Annotated in this window: 15 protein-coding genes; 4 read left to right on the forward strand and 11 right to left on the reverse strand. The window is 60.9% G+C overall.

Annotation, left to right across the window (positions count from 1 at the left end):
* Positions 1 to 21: 21 nt before the first annotated feature.
* Positions 22 to 1,449, reverse strand: coding sequence for an N-acyl-D-amino-acid deacylase family protein (locus ACSBPU_RS21395; RefSeq protein ID WP_442594032.1), 1,428 nt, complete (start codon positions 1,447 to 1,449; stop codon positions 22 to 24).
* 38 nt (positions 1,450 to 1,487) lie between these two features.
* The gene (locus ACSBPU_RS21400) at positions 1,488 to 2,471 is read right to left on the reverse strand and encodes a Bug family tripartite tricarboxylate transporter substrate binding protein (protein ID WP_442594034.1); all 984 of its coding nucleotides are present in this window, start codon (positions 2,469 to 2,471) and stop codon (positions 1,488 to 1,490) included.
* A 120-nt stretch (positions 2,472 to 2,591) separates the two neighbouring features.
* Here ACSBPU_RS21400 and ACSBPU_RS21405 point away from each other — a divergent pair, with 120 nt between their 5' ends.
* Together ACSBPU_RS21405 and ACSBPU_RS21410 are read left to right on the forward strand one after the other, a co-directional pair.
* Positions 2,592 to 3,539 (forward strand): LysR family transcriptional regulator, encoded by a 948-nt coding sequence (locus tag ACSBPU_RS21405; RefSeq protein ID WP_442594036.1) that lies wholly within the window; start codon positions 2,592 to 2,594, stop codon positions 3,537 to 3,539.
* A gap of 98 nt (positions 3,540 to 3,637) precedes the next feature.
* On the forward strand, positions 3,638 to 4,579 hold the full coding sequence (locus tag ACSBPU_RS21410) for an N-carbamoyl-D-amino-acid hydrolase (protein ID WP_442594038.1): 942 nt from the start codon (positions 3,638 to 3,640) through the stop codon (positions 4,577 to 4,579).
* 113 nt (positions 4,580 to 4,692) lie between these two features.
* Here the strand turns inward: ACSBPU_RS21410 and ACSBPU_RS21415 are convergent, their stop codons facing one another.
* Positions 4,693 to 6,198, reverse strand: a complete 1,506-nt coding sequence (locus ACSBPU_RS21415) for a tripartite tricarboxylate transporter permease (protein ID WP_442594040.1) — start codon at positions 6,196 to 6,198, stop codon at positions 4,693 to 4,695.
* 263 nt (positions 6,199 to 6,461) lie between these two features.
* Between ACSBPU_RS21415 and ACSBPU_RS21420 the strand changes: the two genes are divergently transcribed.
* Entirely contained in the window at positions 6,462 to 7,451 is a 990-nt protein-coding gene (locus ACSBPU_RS21420) for an SDR family oxidoreductase (protein ID WP_442594042.1), read from the forward strand.
* A gap of 6 nt (positions 7,452 to 7,457) precedes the next feature.
* On the opposite strand, the gene ACSBPU_RS21425 is transcribed toward ACSBPU_RS21420, so the two are convergent.
* The 3 genes from ACSBPU_RS21425 to ACSBPU_RS21435 form a co-directional block, all read right to left on the reverse strand.
* Positions 7,458 to 7,715: an enoyl-CoA hydratase-related protein gene (locus ACSBPU_RS21425; protein WP_442598471.1), complete on the reverse strand. Its 258-nt coding sequence runs from the start codon at positions 7,713 to 7,715 to the stop codon at positions 7,458 to 7,460.
* A gap of 109 nt (positions 7,716 to 7,824) precedes the next feature.
* Positions 7,825 to 8,676, reverse strand: coding sequence for an SIR2 family NAD-dependent protein deacylase (locus tag ACSBPU_RS21430; RefSeq protein WP_442594044.1), 852 nt, complete (start codon positions 8,674 to 8,676; stop codon positions 7,825 to 7,827).
* An 81-nt stretch (positions 8,677 to 8,757) separates the two neighbouring features.
* Positions 8,758 to 9,822, reverse strand: a complete 1,065-nt coding sequence (locus ACSBPU_RS21435) for a PA0069 family radical SAM protein (protein WP_442594046.1) — start codon at positions 9,820 to 9,822, stop codon at positions 8,758 to 8,760.
* A 192-nt stretch (positions 9,823 to 10,014) separates the two neighbouring features.
* Between ACSBPU_RS21435 and ACSBPU_RS21440 the strand changes: the two genes are divergently transcribed.
* Positions 10,015 to 10,359 carry a two pore domain potassium channel family protein gene (locus ACSBPU_RS21440; RefSeq protein ID WP_180068819.1) on the forward strand — a complete coding sequence of 115 codons (345 nt, stop codon included), beginning with the start codon at positions 10,015 to 10,017 and terminating at the stop codon, positions 10,357 to 10,359.
* Positions 10,360 to 10,461: 102 nt separating this feature from the next.
* On the opposite strand, the gene ACSBPU_RS21445 is transcribed toward ACSBPU_RS21440, so the two are convergent.
* The 5 genes from ACSBPU_RS21445 to coxB all read right to left on the reverse strand — a co-directional run bounded on the left by ACSBPU_RS21445 (position 10,462) and on the right by coxB (position 15,751).
* On the reverse strand, positions 10,462 to 10,878 hold the full coding sequence (locus ACSBPU_RS21445; RefSeq protein WP_442594048.1) for a DUF411 domain-containing protein: 417 nt from the start codon (positions 10,876 to 10,878) through the stop codon (positions 10,462 to 10,464).
* A 76-nt stretch (positions 10,879 to 10,954) separates the two neighbouring features.
* Positions 10,955 to 12,124: a zinc-dependent alcohol dehydrogenase gene (locus ACSBPU_RS21450; protein WP_442594050.1), complete on the reverse strand. Its 1,170-nt coding sequence runs from the start codon at positions 12,122 to 12,124 to the stop codon at positions 10,955 to 10,957.
* Positions 12,125 to 12,210: 86 nt separating this feature from the next.
* On the reverse strand, positions 12,211 to 12,600 hold the full coding sequence (locus tag ACSBPU_RS21455) for a hypothetical protein (RefSeq protein ID WP_442594052.1): 390 nt from the start codon (positions 12,598 to 12,600) through the stop codon (positions 12,211 to 12,213).
* Complete coding sequence (ctaD, locus tag ACSBPU_RS21460) at positions 12,597 to 15,080, reverse strand: cytochrome c oxidase subunit I (protein ID WP_442594054.1); 2,484 nt, start codon at positions 15,078 to 15,080, stop codon at positions 12,597 to 12,599. Before ctaD ends, ACSBPU_RS21455 begins: the two co-directional genes overlap by 4 nt.
* Positions 15,077 to 15,751, reverse strand: a complete 675-nt coding sequence (coxB, locus tag ACSBPU_RS21465) for a cytochrome c oxidase subunit II (protein ID WP_442594056.1) — start codon at positions 15,749 to 15,751, stop codon at positions 15,077 to 15,079. The genes ctaD and coxB overlap by 4 nt, the downstream gene beginning before the upstream one ends.
* Positions 15,752 to 15,771 lie beyond the last annotated feature (20 nt).

Genomic DNA, 15,771 nt, shown 5'->3' on the forward strand with positions numbered 1-15,771 from the left:
GGCATTACTCACGGGAAGCGCTCAGCGCCTTAGCACTTTCCCTGGTCGGGCGCCGCCGGGTTCCTTGCCGTTCCATACCCGCTGCCCGTTCACCCAGACACCATTGATGCCGCGGCTTAGCTGTATCGGCTCTTCGAATGTCGCCATATCCGTCACCGTGTCGGGGTCCAGCAGAACCATGTCGGCATAATGACCTTCCAGCAGGAAGCCACGGTCGGACAGGCCATATTGCCTTGCGGCCAGGCCCGTCATGCGATGAATCGCTTGCTCGAGCGACAGAAGCCGGTGTTCCCGAACCATGGTTCTTAATACGTTGGTGAAGGTTCCCCATTGCCGGGGATGTGGATGCGGATCGAACGGGAGGCCGTCCGATCCGACCATGGTGAGCGGATGCTGAAAGATGCGGCGCACGTCTTTCGGATCCATCAGGAAATAGATGGCTCCCGCAGGGGACAGCTTGTGGAAAGCTGCCTCGTCGTCCAGGCCCCATTCCGTCTTCAGGTCCTGGAAATCGCGGCCGGCCGCCTCAGGGCAGGCTGTCGACCAGGTAATCAGAGTACGGCTGGCAATGCGGACTCGATCCAGCCTCAGCATGGTGGACGTGGCGGGATAAGGATGGCAGTCCAGGCATACAGGCTGGCACGCCGCGGCCTTGCTGATCATGTCCAGCGTTTCACGGGAGCGGCCGTGGTTTCTTTCGCCCGCCAGCTTGTGGTGAGAGAACACCACCGTGGCGTTGATGGCCCGTCCTATTGCCAGCGCCTCGTCGATGGCCGGGACGATATCGTCGGCTTCATCGCGCAGATGCGTTGCGTAGATGCCCCCGCGCTCGCGCAAAAGGCCACACACATCAATGATTTCCTCTGTCGTGGCCGCCGCGGCGGGCGGGTAGAAGGTGCCCGTGGACACACCGAAAGCCCCGGCCTCCAGCGCCTCGGACAACAGGCCGCGCATCGCGGATTTTTCGGTGTCGTTGGCTTCGCGGCCGGTATCGTCCATGACCGCCACGCGCAAGGTGGTGTGCCCCACCAGCGGCACGACGTTGACCGCCGCCGGCGAATCGCGCAAGGCGTCCAGCCACTGCTTGAACGTAGCGAAGCGGAACAGCTCGGCAGGTCCAAGCAGGTCAAGCGGCTGGGGTATGCCAGACCGGACCAGCGGCGCCAGGCTGACCCCGCAGTTGCCCGTCACCACGGTCGTGATGCCCTGCGATACCTTGGGCGTCATGTCGGGATGCGCGAGCAGATAGCCGTCGTCGTGCGTATGAGAGTCAATGAAGCCCGGTACCAGGGCCAACCCCCGGCCGTCGATCACCGGCACGCCTGCCGTGGCGTCGATATCGCCGATGCGGGCGATGCGCTCGCCCGCAACGGCCACATCGGCCTGGTAGGGCGCCTCGCCGCTACCGTCGATGACCCGGGCTCCTTTTATAACGAAATCCATTTGCATGCTCTTTTAGCGTTAACAGGCCCGGGCAGGCTGGGCGATCAATCCAGCTTCTTGATGCCCGCCGTTTCGATGATGTCCTTCCACTTGACGGTTTCGCGGTCTATCAAGCCCTTGAAGTCGGCGGCCGAACCGCCGCCCGGCTCGGCGCCCAGCGTGGCCAGACCTTCGATGACCGCCGGCGCCTTCAAGGCCTGCTGTATCGCCAGGTTCAATTTGTTGACCACCTCGGCAGGCGTTCCCTTGGGCGCGACCACGCCTCCCCACGAAATGGTCTCATAGCCCTTCACCCCCGCCTCGTCCACGGTGGGCACGTCGGGCAACAACGGCAAACGCTTGGTGCTGCTCACCCCCAATGCGCGGGCCTTGCCGCTCTTGACCAGGGGAATGGCTTCCGAGGAGTTTGAAAACATGTAGTCCAACCGGCCGCCCAGCAAGTCCTGCAGCGCGGCCGGCCCGCTGTTGTAGGGAATGAACGCGACGTCGATGCCGCCCAGGCTTTTGAAGAGTTCCCCGCCCATATGGCCGGTGGTTCCTATGCCCGATGCGCCGTAAGACATCTTGCCGGGCGCCTTCTTGGCGCGTTCGAGCAGGTCGGCGACGCTTTTGATGGGGGAGTCGGCCGGCACGATGAGCACATTGTAGATACTGAAGAAATGGATGACGGGTTCCAGATCGGCGTCCACGTCATAAGACAGCTTGTTGAACAGAGCCCGGTTCACCGCCAGCGTATTGATGTTGCCGTAGCCGATGGTATAGCCGTCGGGCTGCGCCCGCTTGATCTGGACGATGCCGATGCTGCCGGCCGCGCCCGGCTTGTTCTCGACCACGAACGAAGCACCGAGATCCTTGGATATCTGGTTCATCACGGTGCGCGACAGTACATCGGGCGAACCGCCGGCGGCCGATGGCACCACAAACGTAACCGGCCTGCTTGGCCATTCCTGGGCGACGCTGGCTGCGCCCAACAACATGCCGGACCCTATGAGCAATGCGCCAACTGCGCGACGAGCGATACGCTGCATGACTTGTCTCCTCTTATATATGTTCGAGAGACCGAGCGTATCACCGGCATGCCGCGATGCCCTCATCGAAAAACATCACGACGATATAATCCAGCGTTATCGACAATGCGGGGCGGCGCGATGGAAGACGATGATTTTTCCGACGAAAACCTGACGCATCCGACCGGGGCTCGGCCGCCTCTCAGCCTGCGGCAGATAGAGGTCTTCCGCAACATCATGATGGCAGGGTCGATCAGCGGCGCCGGCCGCATCCTCCATGTCTCGCAGCCCGCCATCAGCCGCGTGCTGGCCCTGACGGAAAGCCGGCTGGGCTACCGCCTCTTCGAGCGCAGCCGCGGGCGGCTGCTTCCCACACCCGAGGCGCGCCGACTGTATGCGGAAGTGGAAGAAGTCTATAACGGTATCCAGCGCGTCAATCACCTTGCGGCCTCCCTGGGCGAAGCCGGGTCGGGAATCCTGAAGATCATCTCTAGCGCGAGCTTCGGCCAGAATCTCATTCCGCGGGCGCTCGCGGGCTTCCAGGCCCGAAATGCCCACGCTCAAGTGGACTACCGCAGCGTCACCTTCGATGAACAGGTCGGCTATTTCCTCAGCGGGGAAGCCGATGTCGGCGTCTCCATGGCTCCGCCCGACCACCCGCACCTGAAATCGACACTGCTCGGCCACATGGAAATCGTATGCATTCTGCCGGAAGGCCACCCGCTGGGCGAAAAGACGGTAATCCGGCCGGACGACTTTCTTCGCGGCGCCTGGATAGGCTATCCGCCCGGTGCGCCACTCAGCCGGGCATTGCTGGCTTTCTTCGGAGATGCCGGCCCTCCCTGTCCGGCCGCGATCGAAGTGCATTCTCCCGTCACGGCGCATGCCTTCGCACAGCATGGGCTGGGGCCGGCTCTGGTCGACGCCAGCTGCTTGCCCAAGGGACCCAGCTCCCTGATGATCCGCCCCATCGAGCCGCGCGCCGCCATCGAGATCTGGGCGACCCGTCCCGATCTCACGCCGCTGTCATTGCTGGGGCGCCGCTTCCTGTCCGCAGTGAAAAGCCTGCTGGATCCGGCGCAGCCATAGCAAATCGTCGCTTGCCCATAACCTTCGTCTATCGGCATCGACATGCTTTGCACACGGCGGCATGATGTCGCTTTCTGAAGCCGAAGGAGGAAGGCGAAATGGTTGATAAAGGAAGGCGCAGGCTGGGATTGGCGGTGGCGCAGATGGGCCCGGTGCAACTGGCCGATACGCGCCGCGAAGTGGTTGCCAGGCTGCTGGACATGATGCGCGAAGCTCACGGCCGCAAGGCGGATCTTGTCGTGTTTCCAGAACTCGCCTTGACCACTTTCTTTCCCCGCTACTGGATGAGCCAGGAAGAAGCGCAGGCCCGCTATTTCGAGACCGACATGCCGGGCCCCGAAACCCAGGCGTTGTTCGATGAAGCCCGCAAGCTGGGCATCGGCTTCTATCTTGGCTATGCCGAGCTCACGGCCGAAGGCAGGCCCTTCAATACGTCCATACTCGTGGACAAGGCCGGCCGGATCGTCGGCAAGTACCGGAAGATCCACCTTCCAGGTCACGATGACCACAAAGCGGATGCGCCCTTCCAGCACCTCGAAAAAAAGTATTTCAACGTAGGCGACAAGACGTTCGGCGTCTGGGACACGCTGGGCGCCAAGATCGGCATGTGCTTGTGCAACGACAGGCGCTGGCCCGAGACCTGGCGCGTCATGTCGCTGCAAGGCGCGGAGGTTGTGGTGCTTGGCTATAATACGCCCTCGCTGAACATCCACTGGCCCGAACCCGTGCACCTGCGCATGCATCACCATCTCGTGACCCTGCAGGCAAGCGCCTACCAGAACTGCGTCTGGGCGGCGGCGGCGGCGAAATGCGGCTACGAAGACGGCCACCACATGATAGGCGGATCGGTCATCGTCGCGCCCACAGGCGAGATCGTGGCCCAGGCCAGCACCGAAGAAGACGAGGTGATCATGGTCGACGCCGACCTGAGCCTGGGCGACACCTTCCGCAAGCATGTATTCGATTTCGCGCGGCACCGGCGGCCGGAGCATTACTCGCTCATCGTCGAGCGGACCGGCCCCGGAGATCCTCTGCCCTGACTTATTGGGGGTCAGGCCCCGTACCTTTATGGGGGGTCAGACCCCGTACGGGGTCTGACCCCTGCGTTTCACGGAACGGAGTCGGGCCCCGTACGGGGTCTGACCCCTGGCTCCTAGTCCTCTTCGACGAAAGCCTCTTCGCGTTTTTTCCGTATCGAAGGCAGCGCAACCAGCACGACCAGGGCAAGGGCAGCCAACAGCAGCGACATGGACAGGGGCCTGGTGACGAAGGTCGTGAAATCTCCGCGGGCCAGCAGCATGGCCCGGCGGAAGTTCTCTTCCATCATTGGTCCCAGCACCAGACCCAGCAGCAGGGGCGCCCCCTCGCAGCCAAGCTTCATCCATATATAGCCCACCATGCCGAAGGCGGCTGTGACCCATATGTCGAACACGTTGTAATTGAGCGTATAGACGCCAATGGTGCAGAACACCAGAATTGCCGGAAACAGCACGCGATACGGTACGTTCAGCAATTTGACCCACAATCCGACCAGCGGCAGGTTCAGGATCACCAGCATCATGTTGCCGATCCACATCGAAACAATCAGCCCCCAGAACAAGTCCGGGTGGCTGGACATCACCTGCGGGCCAGGTTGGATGTTGTGAATCATCATGGCCCCTATCATCAACGCAGTAACCGCGTTGCCAGGAATCCCGAGCGTCAGCAAAGGGATGAACGAAGCTTGTGATCCTGCGTTGTTGGCGGACTCGGGCCCCGCCAATCCCGCCGGGTGGCCTCGGCCGAAGCGCTCCGGTGTCTTCGACAGCTTTTTCTCTAGCGTATAGGATGCGAAAGAAGACAGCACCGCACCGCCCCCGGGCAGAATGCCAAGCGCGCACCCGACGGCCGTACCCCGCACGCAAGCGGGCCAGGCTTCCTTGAACTCTTGCTTGTTGGGGTACAGCGAACCGATTTTTCCGGTCAGGCTGACCCGCTTGTCCTTGAGCTCGAGGTTGCTCATGATTTCCGCGAAACCGAATACACCCATGGCGACCGCCGCAAAGTCGATGCCGTCCTGAAGTTCGGGAATTCCAAAGTCGTAGCGCGCCACGCCGGAGTTCACGTCCGTTCCCACCATGCCCAGCAGCAAGCCCAGCAAGATCATGCAGACCGCTTTCGGGAGCGATCCCGACGCCAGCACGACCGCGCCGATCAGGCCCAGCACCATCAGCGAGAAGTATTCCGCTGGTCCGAACTTGAATGCGACCTCAGCCAAAGGCGGCGCAAACCCGGCGATCACGATCGTTGCCACGCATCCGGCGAAAAAGGATCCCAGTGCGGCGATGGCCAATGCCGCACCCGCCCTGCCGTTGCGCGCCATCTGGTGGCCATCGAGCACCGTCACGACTGCCGCCGTCTCGCCGGGAAGTGCCACCAAGATGGCCGTGGTCGACCCGCCATAGGCCGCACCGTAGTAGATGCCCGCCAGCATGATCAGGCCCGCCACCGGCGGCAGAACGTAGGTGATGGGCAGCAGCATCGCTATCGTCGGCACTGGCCCAATACCGGGCAGCACGCCGATCAAGGTTCCCAATAAGCAGCCCAGAAGGCAATATGCCAGGTTTTGCAGAGTGAACGCTACCGAAAATCCCAGCGCCAGGTGCTCAAGTAAATCCATAGGTAATCCTTAGGTATTTGGCAGATATCCAAGGGGCCAGACCCTATCCGGGGTCCGGCCCCGACTGGATAACGATGTATCAGGCCGTAAATAGATCGGATTACGACATAATAGGGCGCTTGCACCCAGACATGAACCCAGGTTTCCCCTTAGATTTCCTGGGATCAGACCCCGCACGGGGTCTGATCCCAGCTCCGGATTCACCAGTGAGTCGGCACGGCGTTTGCTCGTTCTCGCCATTCGGTCCACCACGGGGAACTCTCATGACCACCAAGCACGACAATGACGCCAAGGCCGCCGCGGCCAAGCAAAGAAGCATCCAGGACCAACAGGATGCAAAGGACGAAGACAAGAAAAAAAAGGGCGGCGAAGGCAAGGGCAGCCCTGCTCAGACGGGCGCACGCCGGCATCCCGAGCCGCCTTTGCCCGAACAGCATCTGGACAAGCCCGGCCTTGAGAAAGACCTTGAATTGAAGCCCCAGTTCGAAGCCCCGATGTACAAGGGCAGCGGCAAGCTGGAAGGCCTGACGGCATTGGTTACGGGCGGAGACTCCGGCATCGGCAGAGCGGTCGCCGTATTATTCGCACGGGAAGGCGCCGATGTGGCGATCGTCCATCTGGATGAGGCGCAAGATGCCGAAGAAACCCGTCGTCACGTCGAAGCCGAAGGGAGAAAATGCTTGATACTCAAAGGAGACGTCAAGGACCGGGCATTCTGCGAAAAAGCGGTAAGTGAAACAGTGAATGCCTTTGGGAAGCTAGACGTCCTCGTCAATAACGCGGCCTTCCAGGAGCACGCCGATTCCCTGCTCGACATCACCGACGAGCGCTTCGATGAAACCATGCGCACCAATGTCTATGGATACTTCCATATGGCGCGCGCCGCCTTGCCGCATCTGAAGCCCGGTTCATCCATCATCAATACCGGTTCGGTGACCGGCCTGCGCGGGCAAGCACAGTTGCTGGATTATTCGACGACCAAGGGCGCAATACATGCTTTCACCATGTCGCTGGCCGGCAACCTCGCTGAAAAAGGGATAAGAGTGAATGCCGTGGCGCCCGGTCCGGTATGGACGCCTTTGAATCCCGCTGATCAGCCGGCGGAAAAAATCAAGTCTTTCGGCAGCAAAACGGCGCTGGGCCGGCCGGCCCAGCCTGAAGAAATTTCACCCGCCTATGTATTTCTTGCGTCGCCGGCCTGCTCCAGCTATATCACCGGCATCGTCCTGCCCATCACTGGAAGCCCAGGGTGAAGCCTGTCAGTGTCCCTTGAAGCGCGGAGCACGCTTTTCCTTGAATGCGTTGACCCCTTCTACGGCATCTTCGCTTTTGGCAATGGCTTCCAGCTGGCGCTTTTGGGGATAGTAAGTATCCATGGGGCTGTGCGGCAAGGTCTGCCGCGCGAGGCTTTTCATGGTTTGCACCACCAGAGGCGCGTTGGACGCGATCTTTCGGGCCAGCTCAATGGCCACCTCGACCTGCTGGCCGACCGGGCAGACTTTATTGATGAACCCGATTTCATAAGCGCGCTGCGCGCTCGCTCATCGGATGTGGCAAAACGTTCCCAGGCGGCGAAGAATTTCGCCGACTATTTGATGCGGCAGTTCAATAACTGACGGAAGCCCTTTACAGCCGCCCGCCAAAGAAGTGGATGTCTTCCAGCGCCATTTTCAACGTGGACAGTGCATCGAGCGCCCTATAGGGCAGTGATACATGCTTGATGGAATTCGGCAGTTCGGGCTCGAAGGGATTGATGCGTATCAACGGCGCCTTCTGGCGCTCGCCGAACTGTCGCACCACGGGCAGAGCGGTCCCTGCGCCCAACTCGATCACTATCGGTCTTTCCGTATCCCATAACCAGGTATTGAGCCGCATGCGCTGTTGCATGCTGCGGGCTTCGATCCAATCCAGGTCCTCGAACATCAGGATGTTGGGGCGTGCCAGCCCGCCACAATTCGGGCAGGCCGGAGGTTCGTTCATGAGCAGGCATTGTTCGTCGTCGACAGCCGGCTCGAACCGCTCGGCGGGCCAGATGTCCGGGCTACAGCTATCGAGGCACTGCAGATAATGGATGGAGCCATGGCACTCGACGACCCGGTCATCGGGAAAGTCAGCCTTCTGGAAGTGCCCATCGACATTGCTGGTGAACACAAAAGCTTTGTGGCGAAGACGGGAGGCAATCTGATGCAGGATATGGAAGCCCTCGTGGGGCGACGTCTTTCGGTACAGGTTGAGGCGATGCCCATAGAAGCCCCAGCCGAGCTCGGGCCGGACACGGAAGTGCCGGGGCGACGCCATTTCCTCGAAAACGATTCCAGACGCCTTGAGCGCGGGATAGCGTTGCCAGAATCCTTGCGCACCGCGGAAGTCGGGCAGCCCCGAATCGACTCCCATGCCGGCCCCAGCGGTTATCAATAAAGCATCGGCATGGCTGATGAGCTGGGCGGCCTTGACGAATTCGTAATCGTGGATCCCCATAACCAGGCCCTTGCTGATATTTTTCAAATATAAACATATATGAACAAACCGTAAAACTCAACCCCCGGCCATGATGAAGTCTCAAAATAGCGGAAGCTGCCGGGTGGCGGACGCAGGCCTGCGGAATTGGGTGGTGTCGAGTTCGACCCGGCGCGCATTCAAGCCGAACCTGGTACAGGCTTTTTGAAATCGCTGCCTGAGCAGATCGGCGAAGACACCGGTGCCCCGCATGCGTGTGGAGAATTCGGACTCGTACACTTTGCCGCCATGCATCTGGCGCAGCTGGTTCATGACGTGGGCTTCTTTCAAGGGATAGTGGGCGCGCAGCCATTCAATGAACAAATCGGCGACCTCGCGCGGCAGGCGCAGCAATGCGTACCAGGCGTCCAGCGCTCCCGCTTCCGCCGCCTGGCCGAGAATGCGTTCCATGTCGTGGTCGGTCAACGCGGGAACGACGGGCGCCACCAGTACGCCGGTTGGCACGCCTGACCGGCTCAGGACATGCATGGCCTCCATACGGGCGGCAGGAGTGCTGGCGCGAGGCTCGAGCGTGCGCGCGATATGCCGGTCGAGCGTTCCAATGGACATGAACACGCGCAGCAAACGCCGGTTCGCCATGCTTGCCAAGAGATCGAGGTCTTTGGTGATCGACGCGGACTTGGTCGTGATCGCCACCGGATGATGGAAGTCGTCCAGCACACGCAATATTGCGCGAGTGATGCCCAAGCGCCTTTCGATGGGCTGATAGGGGTCGGTATTGCTGCCCAGCACGATCAGCCGCGGTCGATAAGAAGGCTTGGAAAGTTCCTCGCGCAACACTTCGGCCGCATTGCTCTTGGCATACAGCCGCGTTTCGAAATCCAGGCCTGGAGACAGATTCAGGTAAGCATGGCTGGGGCGGGCATAGCAGTAGATGCAGCCGTGCTCGCATCCGCGGTAAGGATTGATGGATTGTTCGAACGGAATATCGGGCGATGTGTTTCGCGTAATGATGGAACGCGCGGTTTCGGCAGTGACCGTTGTGTCGGGACGCGCGGGGAGGTCGTCAGCGGCCGGCCAATCGTCGTCGAAAGCCTCTCGGGTATGGGCTTCGAAGCGCGAGTTCCTGTTGGACAGGCTGCCCCTGCCCTTGATGGGGATGTGCATGATGGCCTCCTTATGCTGTATAAATATACAGCATAAGGAGGCCATCGATTCAAGGGGTCAGACCCCGTACGGGGTCTGACCCCATCCTGACCCCCATCCTGACCTTTTCCCGGCCACTTGTCCCGTCTCATGAACTTGTATACCCTCTGGCCAGCGAATCCTGACAATTCTTCCATACGCGATGGGGCCGACATGTACGAATCAAAAGACGAACCTTTACTGCATGCCAGGCATTTCACGCTGCGCATGCTGAAGCATCTTGGGCTTGCCATGGCCGTTGTCGCCATGGCCTTGGCAATAGGCGTGTTCGGCCATCTTTGGCTCGAACCCATACACTGGCACGACGCCTTCCTGAACATCTCGCTGATACTCGCCGGAATAGGTCCTTTCGTACTGCCTGCGACGGCGGCGGGGAAAATCTTCTTTGCCTTCTACAGCATACTGGTCGGCCTCGTGTTCGTCGGCACTCTGGGGCTCGTCCTGGCCCCGTTGGCACACCGGCTGATACACAAGTTCCATTTGAGTGACGAGGACTGAATACCCGGGGTCGCACCCCATATGGGGTGCGACCCCACAAATCGTGCAAGGATCAAACGAAGGGGGTCAGACCCCGTACGGGGTCTGACCCCTCCCCGCCTTTCAATCGCGAGAGAACGGCCGGCCGTGAAAATCCAGCGTGATCAGGTTGCCGTCGAGCTGCCCCATGCCCGGCGCATTCAAAGGCATGCCGGGCGCAGCAACGCCATTGACCGTGGGCGCCGCCAAAAGCTTGCGTACTGCCGTCGCCGGCACATGGCCTTCGACGACCTGCCCGCTTCCTTCAATGACCGCCGTATGGCAGGATGCCAATTCGGCCGGAACGCCCAGTTTCTGCTTGATGGCCGCCATCTGGGTCGTCTTGATGGCCTTGACATCAAAACCCGAATCACGCATGTGATCCACCCACCCGGCACAGCAGCCGCAATTAGGGTCCTGAAAGACGGTAAGGGAATCGCCTTGCGCATGGGCAACCGACGCCGCCGCAGCCAAGGCCAAGGCAAGAAGGCCTGCTTTCATTTGATGATCCTGGAAATAATCGCGGCGCACACGGCGCCGCCGTTGCTGGTTATCGCATCCTGGGATTCGGCCCGAATCACGGTTTGAGAACCACCTTGATGCACCCGTCCAGTTTATCCCGAAACGTCGTGTACATATCGGGGCCCTGGTTCAGTCCGACCTTATGCGTAATGACAAACGACGGGTCAATGCGCCCTTCCAGGATATGTCCAAGCAACAGATCGGTCCAGCGTTTCACGTGAGTCTGGCCCATGCGCCAGGTAAGACCCTTGTTCATCGAAGCCCCGAACGGAATCTTGTCGATGAGGCCGCCGTATACGCCCGGCACCGACAATATGCCCGCCGGGCGGCAGACATAAATCATTTCCCTCAGCACATGTGGACGATCCGTTTCCAGCATGACGGCCTGTTTGACGCGATCATAGATCGCATCAAAAGATCGTGTCGCATGCGACTCCATGCCGACCGCATCTATGCATTTCTCCGGCCCTTTTCCGCGCGTTATATCCCCCAATCGGTCCAGCACGCTTTCCTCATCGAAATTGATCGTGATCGCACCCGCATCCCGCGCCATGGCCAGGCGCTCCGGCACTCGATCTATGACGACTACCTTTTCCGCGCCCATAAGCATGGCGCTTCGCAGCGCCATCTGACCAACCGGCCCCGCCCCCCAGATCGCAACCGTGTCGCTGGATTCAATATCGCACTGGGCGGCCGCCTGCCAGCCCGTCGGAAGGATGTCCCCCAGAAAAAGCGCCTGCTCGTCAGTAAGGCTATCCGGCACCCGTATATGCGTGGTGTCCGCAAACGGCACGCGCACATACTCTGCCTGCCCGCCAGGATAGCCGCCGGTAAGATGCGTGTAGCCAAAAAGACCTGCACAGCTATGGCCGAACAGTTTCGCGGCCGCTTCGGCATTGCGGTTTGTTCGTTCGCAAACCGCATAATTGCCTCGCCGGCACTGCTCGCATTCACCGCAAAAAATGGTGAACGGAATCACCACACGATCGCCGGGCTTCAGAGCATGGTTATCCTTGCCCACCTCCATCACCTCCCCCATGAATTCGTGGCCCATGATGTCGCCAGACTTCATTCCCGGCATGAATCCATCGAACAAATGGAGGTCGGACCCGCAAATTGCGCAAGAGGACACCTTCAGGATGGCATCCCGAGGATGCTCTATCATCGGCTCGTCCGCCGTGTCGTACCGTATGTCTTTCTTGCCGTGCCATCTGAGCGCTTTCATGTGTCTCTCCTGTGTGTCGTCGCGGCGAGCCCCAATCCGGCCCCATCACGCTAAAGCAAGCGCCATTCCTAAAGCTGGCGGCAGAGTCAGGCGCCGCACACCTTCACCCACGCCAGGGGCAGGCCGGTGACGATGGTCGCGGCGCATGCGAAGACATCGAGCATGAAAGTAACGTGCCACATGAATCGCGCATTCGCCCGGGCCTCGTCGGCATCCGCATGGGCCGGCGCCAGGGCGGCCAAGCTGCGCCATGACATGCGGGCCAACAGAAGCACATGCGCGAGCCAGAGCATGATCAAGGTCCACCTGGCGATGTCGGCCCCGCTTGTATCCGGGCTGACATAAAGGCAGGCCAGGGCATGGCCGGCATACAGGACGACGAACGCCAGCGCCCACACGACAAAACCGGCAAAGAGCCGGGAAAGCGACGGACGCGTCGCAGAGGGCGTGGCGAGCCTGTGCGTCTTCCCGATCATGCGCCGCCTCTCAAGGAAAGTACCAATACCATCAGGGCCGCTCCTCCAGCCGCCGAATAAAGCGTCCACATTCCGAAGATCCGCGTTTCTTCGCTGAAGGGTGCAGCACGGCCATGGCGGATACGTCGGAGGGCAATGAACGCGGCCATGACGAGCACCAGGGCCAAGTGCACCGCCATGTAGGCAAGCGCCACCATCATGCAAGCCCAGTAGGCATGGCTGGCAGGATCCTCCAGCCTGCCGATTATGGCGGCCACCGGAACAAGCGCCAACACGGTGGAGCCGGCACAGCCGTACAGCCATCCGCCGCCGGCGCGTGGCCGGTTCCCGCGCCAGACGCACAGTGCCATGCCACCGTAAGCCAGGAATATCCACGCCGCTTGCAGAGGTGGAATGCCCAGCCATTGCCCGGGCGGCCAATTCGGCGCGTAGAGCCTGAGGAACACAATGCCGAAAACCAGCGACGCAAGAAAGGTGCCGTTCGCCAGTAGCGTACATGCCATGCCCCACCACCCTGGAGAACTCCGGCAGTCCGTATGCACGGGCAGCCACACGCCCGGCTTCGCCTCGATCGCTTCCTGCGATCCGCGCGGTGACTCCATCCAGACCCAGATCATGAACAGCAACGCGACCACGCCCGCGAACAGCAAGGCCACGGCATATGCTTTGAACAGCAGGCCAAGGAAGAAGACGCCGGTTGCCAGGCCGCAATAAAGAGGAAGCCAGCTCGATCCGGGTAAATTGACCACGCTTTGGGGATTTCCAGTCAATGCATCCACGCTCATGGTCTGGCGGTGGACGGGCGGGTATCCGCCCAGCCAATGCCTGCCGCCGGCAAGCTCGGCCCCTAGCGCCGAGTTCCGCCACAATGGATACCGGTGCTCGACGTCCGGCTGAGTCGCAAAGTTGTAGGAAGCAGGCGGTGTAGGCATTGCCCACTCGAGCGTGCCCGCCGTCCAGGGGTTGCGCGGCGCGGGCGTGCCCCTGCGGGCATGCAGCCCCACATCGAGCAGGAGCACGGCAAACCCGATCGCCTGTATGAACCCGCCCATGCTGGACGTCAGATTCAGCAAATCCCAGCCCATGTCGGCCGCGTAGGCATCGATGCGTCTCGGCATGCCCAATAGCCCTGTCAAGTGCATGGGGAGAAACGTGATGTTGAAGCCGCCGAATATCAGCCAGAATCCGGCGGTTCCAAGGCTGCCCGAAGGCATGCGTCCGGTAAAGTGAGGCAGCCAGTAATAGCTTGCCGCCAACAGGGGAAACACCATGCCGCCCGTCAGAACATAATGCAGATGCGCCACCACGAAATGGGTATCGTGCACCTGCACGTTGAAGGGCACGAGCGCCACCATGACACCCGTCAGGCCGCCGATCACGAAGATGAACAGAAAGCCGCCCAGGTATAGGACCGGCAGCCGAAGAGCAACCTGACCGGCCCACAATGTGGCGATCCAGGCAAAGAACTGGATCGCGGTCGGTATCGCCACCAGCATGCTCGCCACCGAAAAGAACGCCAGGCTGAGCTGCGGGATCCCGACTGAAAACATGTGGTGAACCCATAGGCCGAAGCTCAGGAAACCCATTGCGACGACGCTATTGACCACCCAGGAATAACCCAGCAAGGGGTGCCGGGCAAACGTCGGGATCATGGTCGACACCAGCCCCGCCGCAGGTAGGAAGATGATGTAGACCTCGGGGTGTCCGAACATCCAGAACAGGTGTTGCCACAACAGATTGTCTCCGCCCAGGGCAACCGAAAAGAAAGGCAGACCGAAAGCCCGCTCCAGCTCGAGCAATATGCTGCCGAGGATCAATGGCGGGAACCCCACCAGTATCATTCCGGCGGTCACCAGCATGTACCAGGCAAAAATAGGAAGCTGCCGCAAACTCATGCCCGGCGCGCGTATCTTGAGTATGGTGGCGATGAGCTCCACGGCCCCGCACAAGGCGGAGATCTCCGCGAACGTGATGCCGATCAGCCAGATATCGCTGTTGATGCCGGGGGTGAACTGCTTGCCCGACAAGGGGGTATACATGAACCACCCCTTGTCGGGCGCCACGCCCAGAAGCATGGCGACGATGAGTATCAGTCCCCCGAAAAGGTAGCACCACCACGCATAGGCGCCAAGCCGCGGATAAGCCAGGTCCCGCGAACCCAGCATCTTGGGCAGCAGATAAAAGGCAAACCCCTCCAGCATCGGGATGGCGAACAAGAACATCATCACCGTGCCATGCATCGTAAAAATCTGCGCATACAGATCGCTGTCGAGGAACGCGCTGCCCGAGGTGGCCAACTGAGCACGCATCAGCATCGCAAGCACGCCGCCCACCAGGAAGAAGCACAAGGCGGCGATGATGAAGCGCATTCCCATCGTGCCGTGATTCACGGCCGAAAGGCTGCGCCAGCCCTTTGGAGAGGCCCATTGGCGCTCCAGGGCATGATGCAGCGCTATAGGATGCGGTCGCTCGTCGTTCACGGTCGCACTCCTTCTGTGGTGGGCAGGCGCGACAGGAGTCCCTCCAGCGCGTCTGGCGGATGCGCGATGACACGCAGCTGCATGACTGCGTGTCCGGTCCCGCAATATTCGGCGCAGGTTCCCAGGTAGACGCCCGGTTCCGGCGCGACATAAACAATGCGGTTGGTCCGCCCAGGTATCGCATCCATCTTTCCGCCCAGCTTGGGCACCCAGAAGCCGTGGATCACATCCGCGGAGCGCAGCTCGATGCCCACTGCCACACCTGCCGGGACATGCAGTTCATTCAGAGAATAGCGTACGCCGCCAGGCGCGTCCGGATAACGGACTTCCCACCACCATTGATGCGCCGTCACCTGCACATGGTAAGCCGCCTCATCCTTTGGCGGAGCCTTCGCATAGGCATACACCAGCAAGGCCGCCATGACGCTGACCGGAAACAGCACGCCGCCTGCGATCAGCAGCCAATGGCCTCGACGGGCTGAAACACCCGCGTCCCCGTCTTTCGACCTGCGTACCGCCACGGCCGTCAGCGCCAGCATCAGCAACAAGATGCCGGCGCTGCCCCAAGCCATGGCGTACCATACGTCCGCCACATGCCGAGCGCCGGCGCTTGCGGCGTCGATCGCGGACAAAGGCGCATCGCGACAGCCTGCAAGCGCGCCCGTAAGCAAAACAGCGGCCTTTCCTGCAC

The organism is Parapusillimonas sp. JC17 (genome assembly GCF_052180245.1).
In the GTDB taxonomy this organism is placed as follows: Bacteria; Pseudomonadota; Gammaproteobacteria; order Burkholderiales; family Burkholderiaceae_B; genus Parapusillimonas.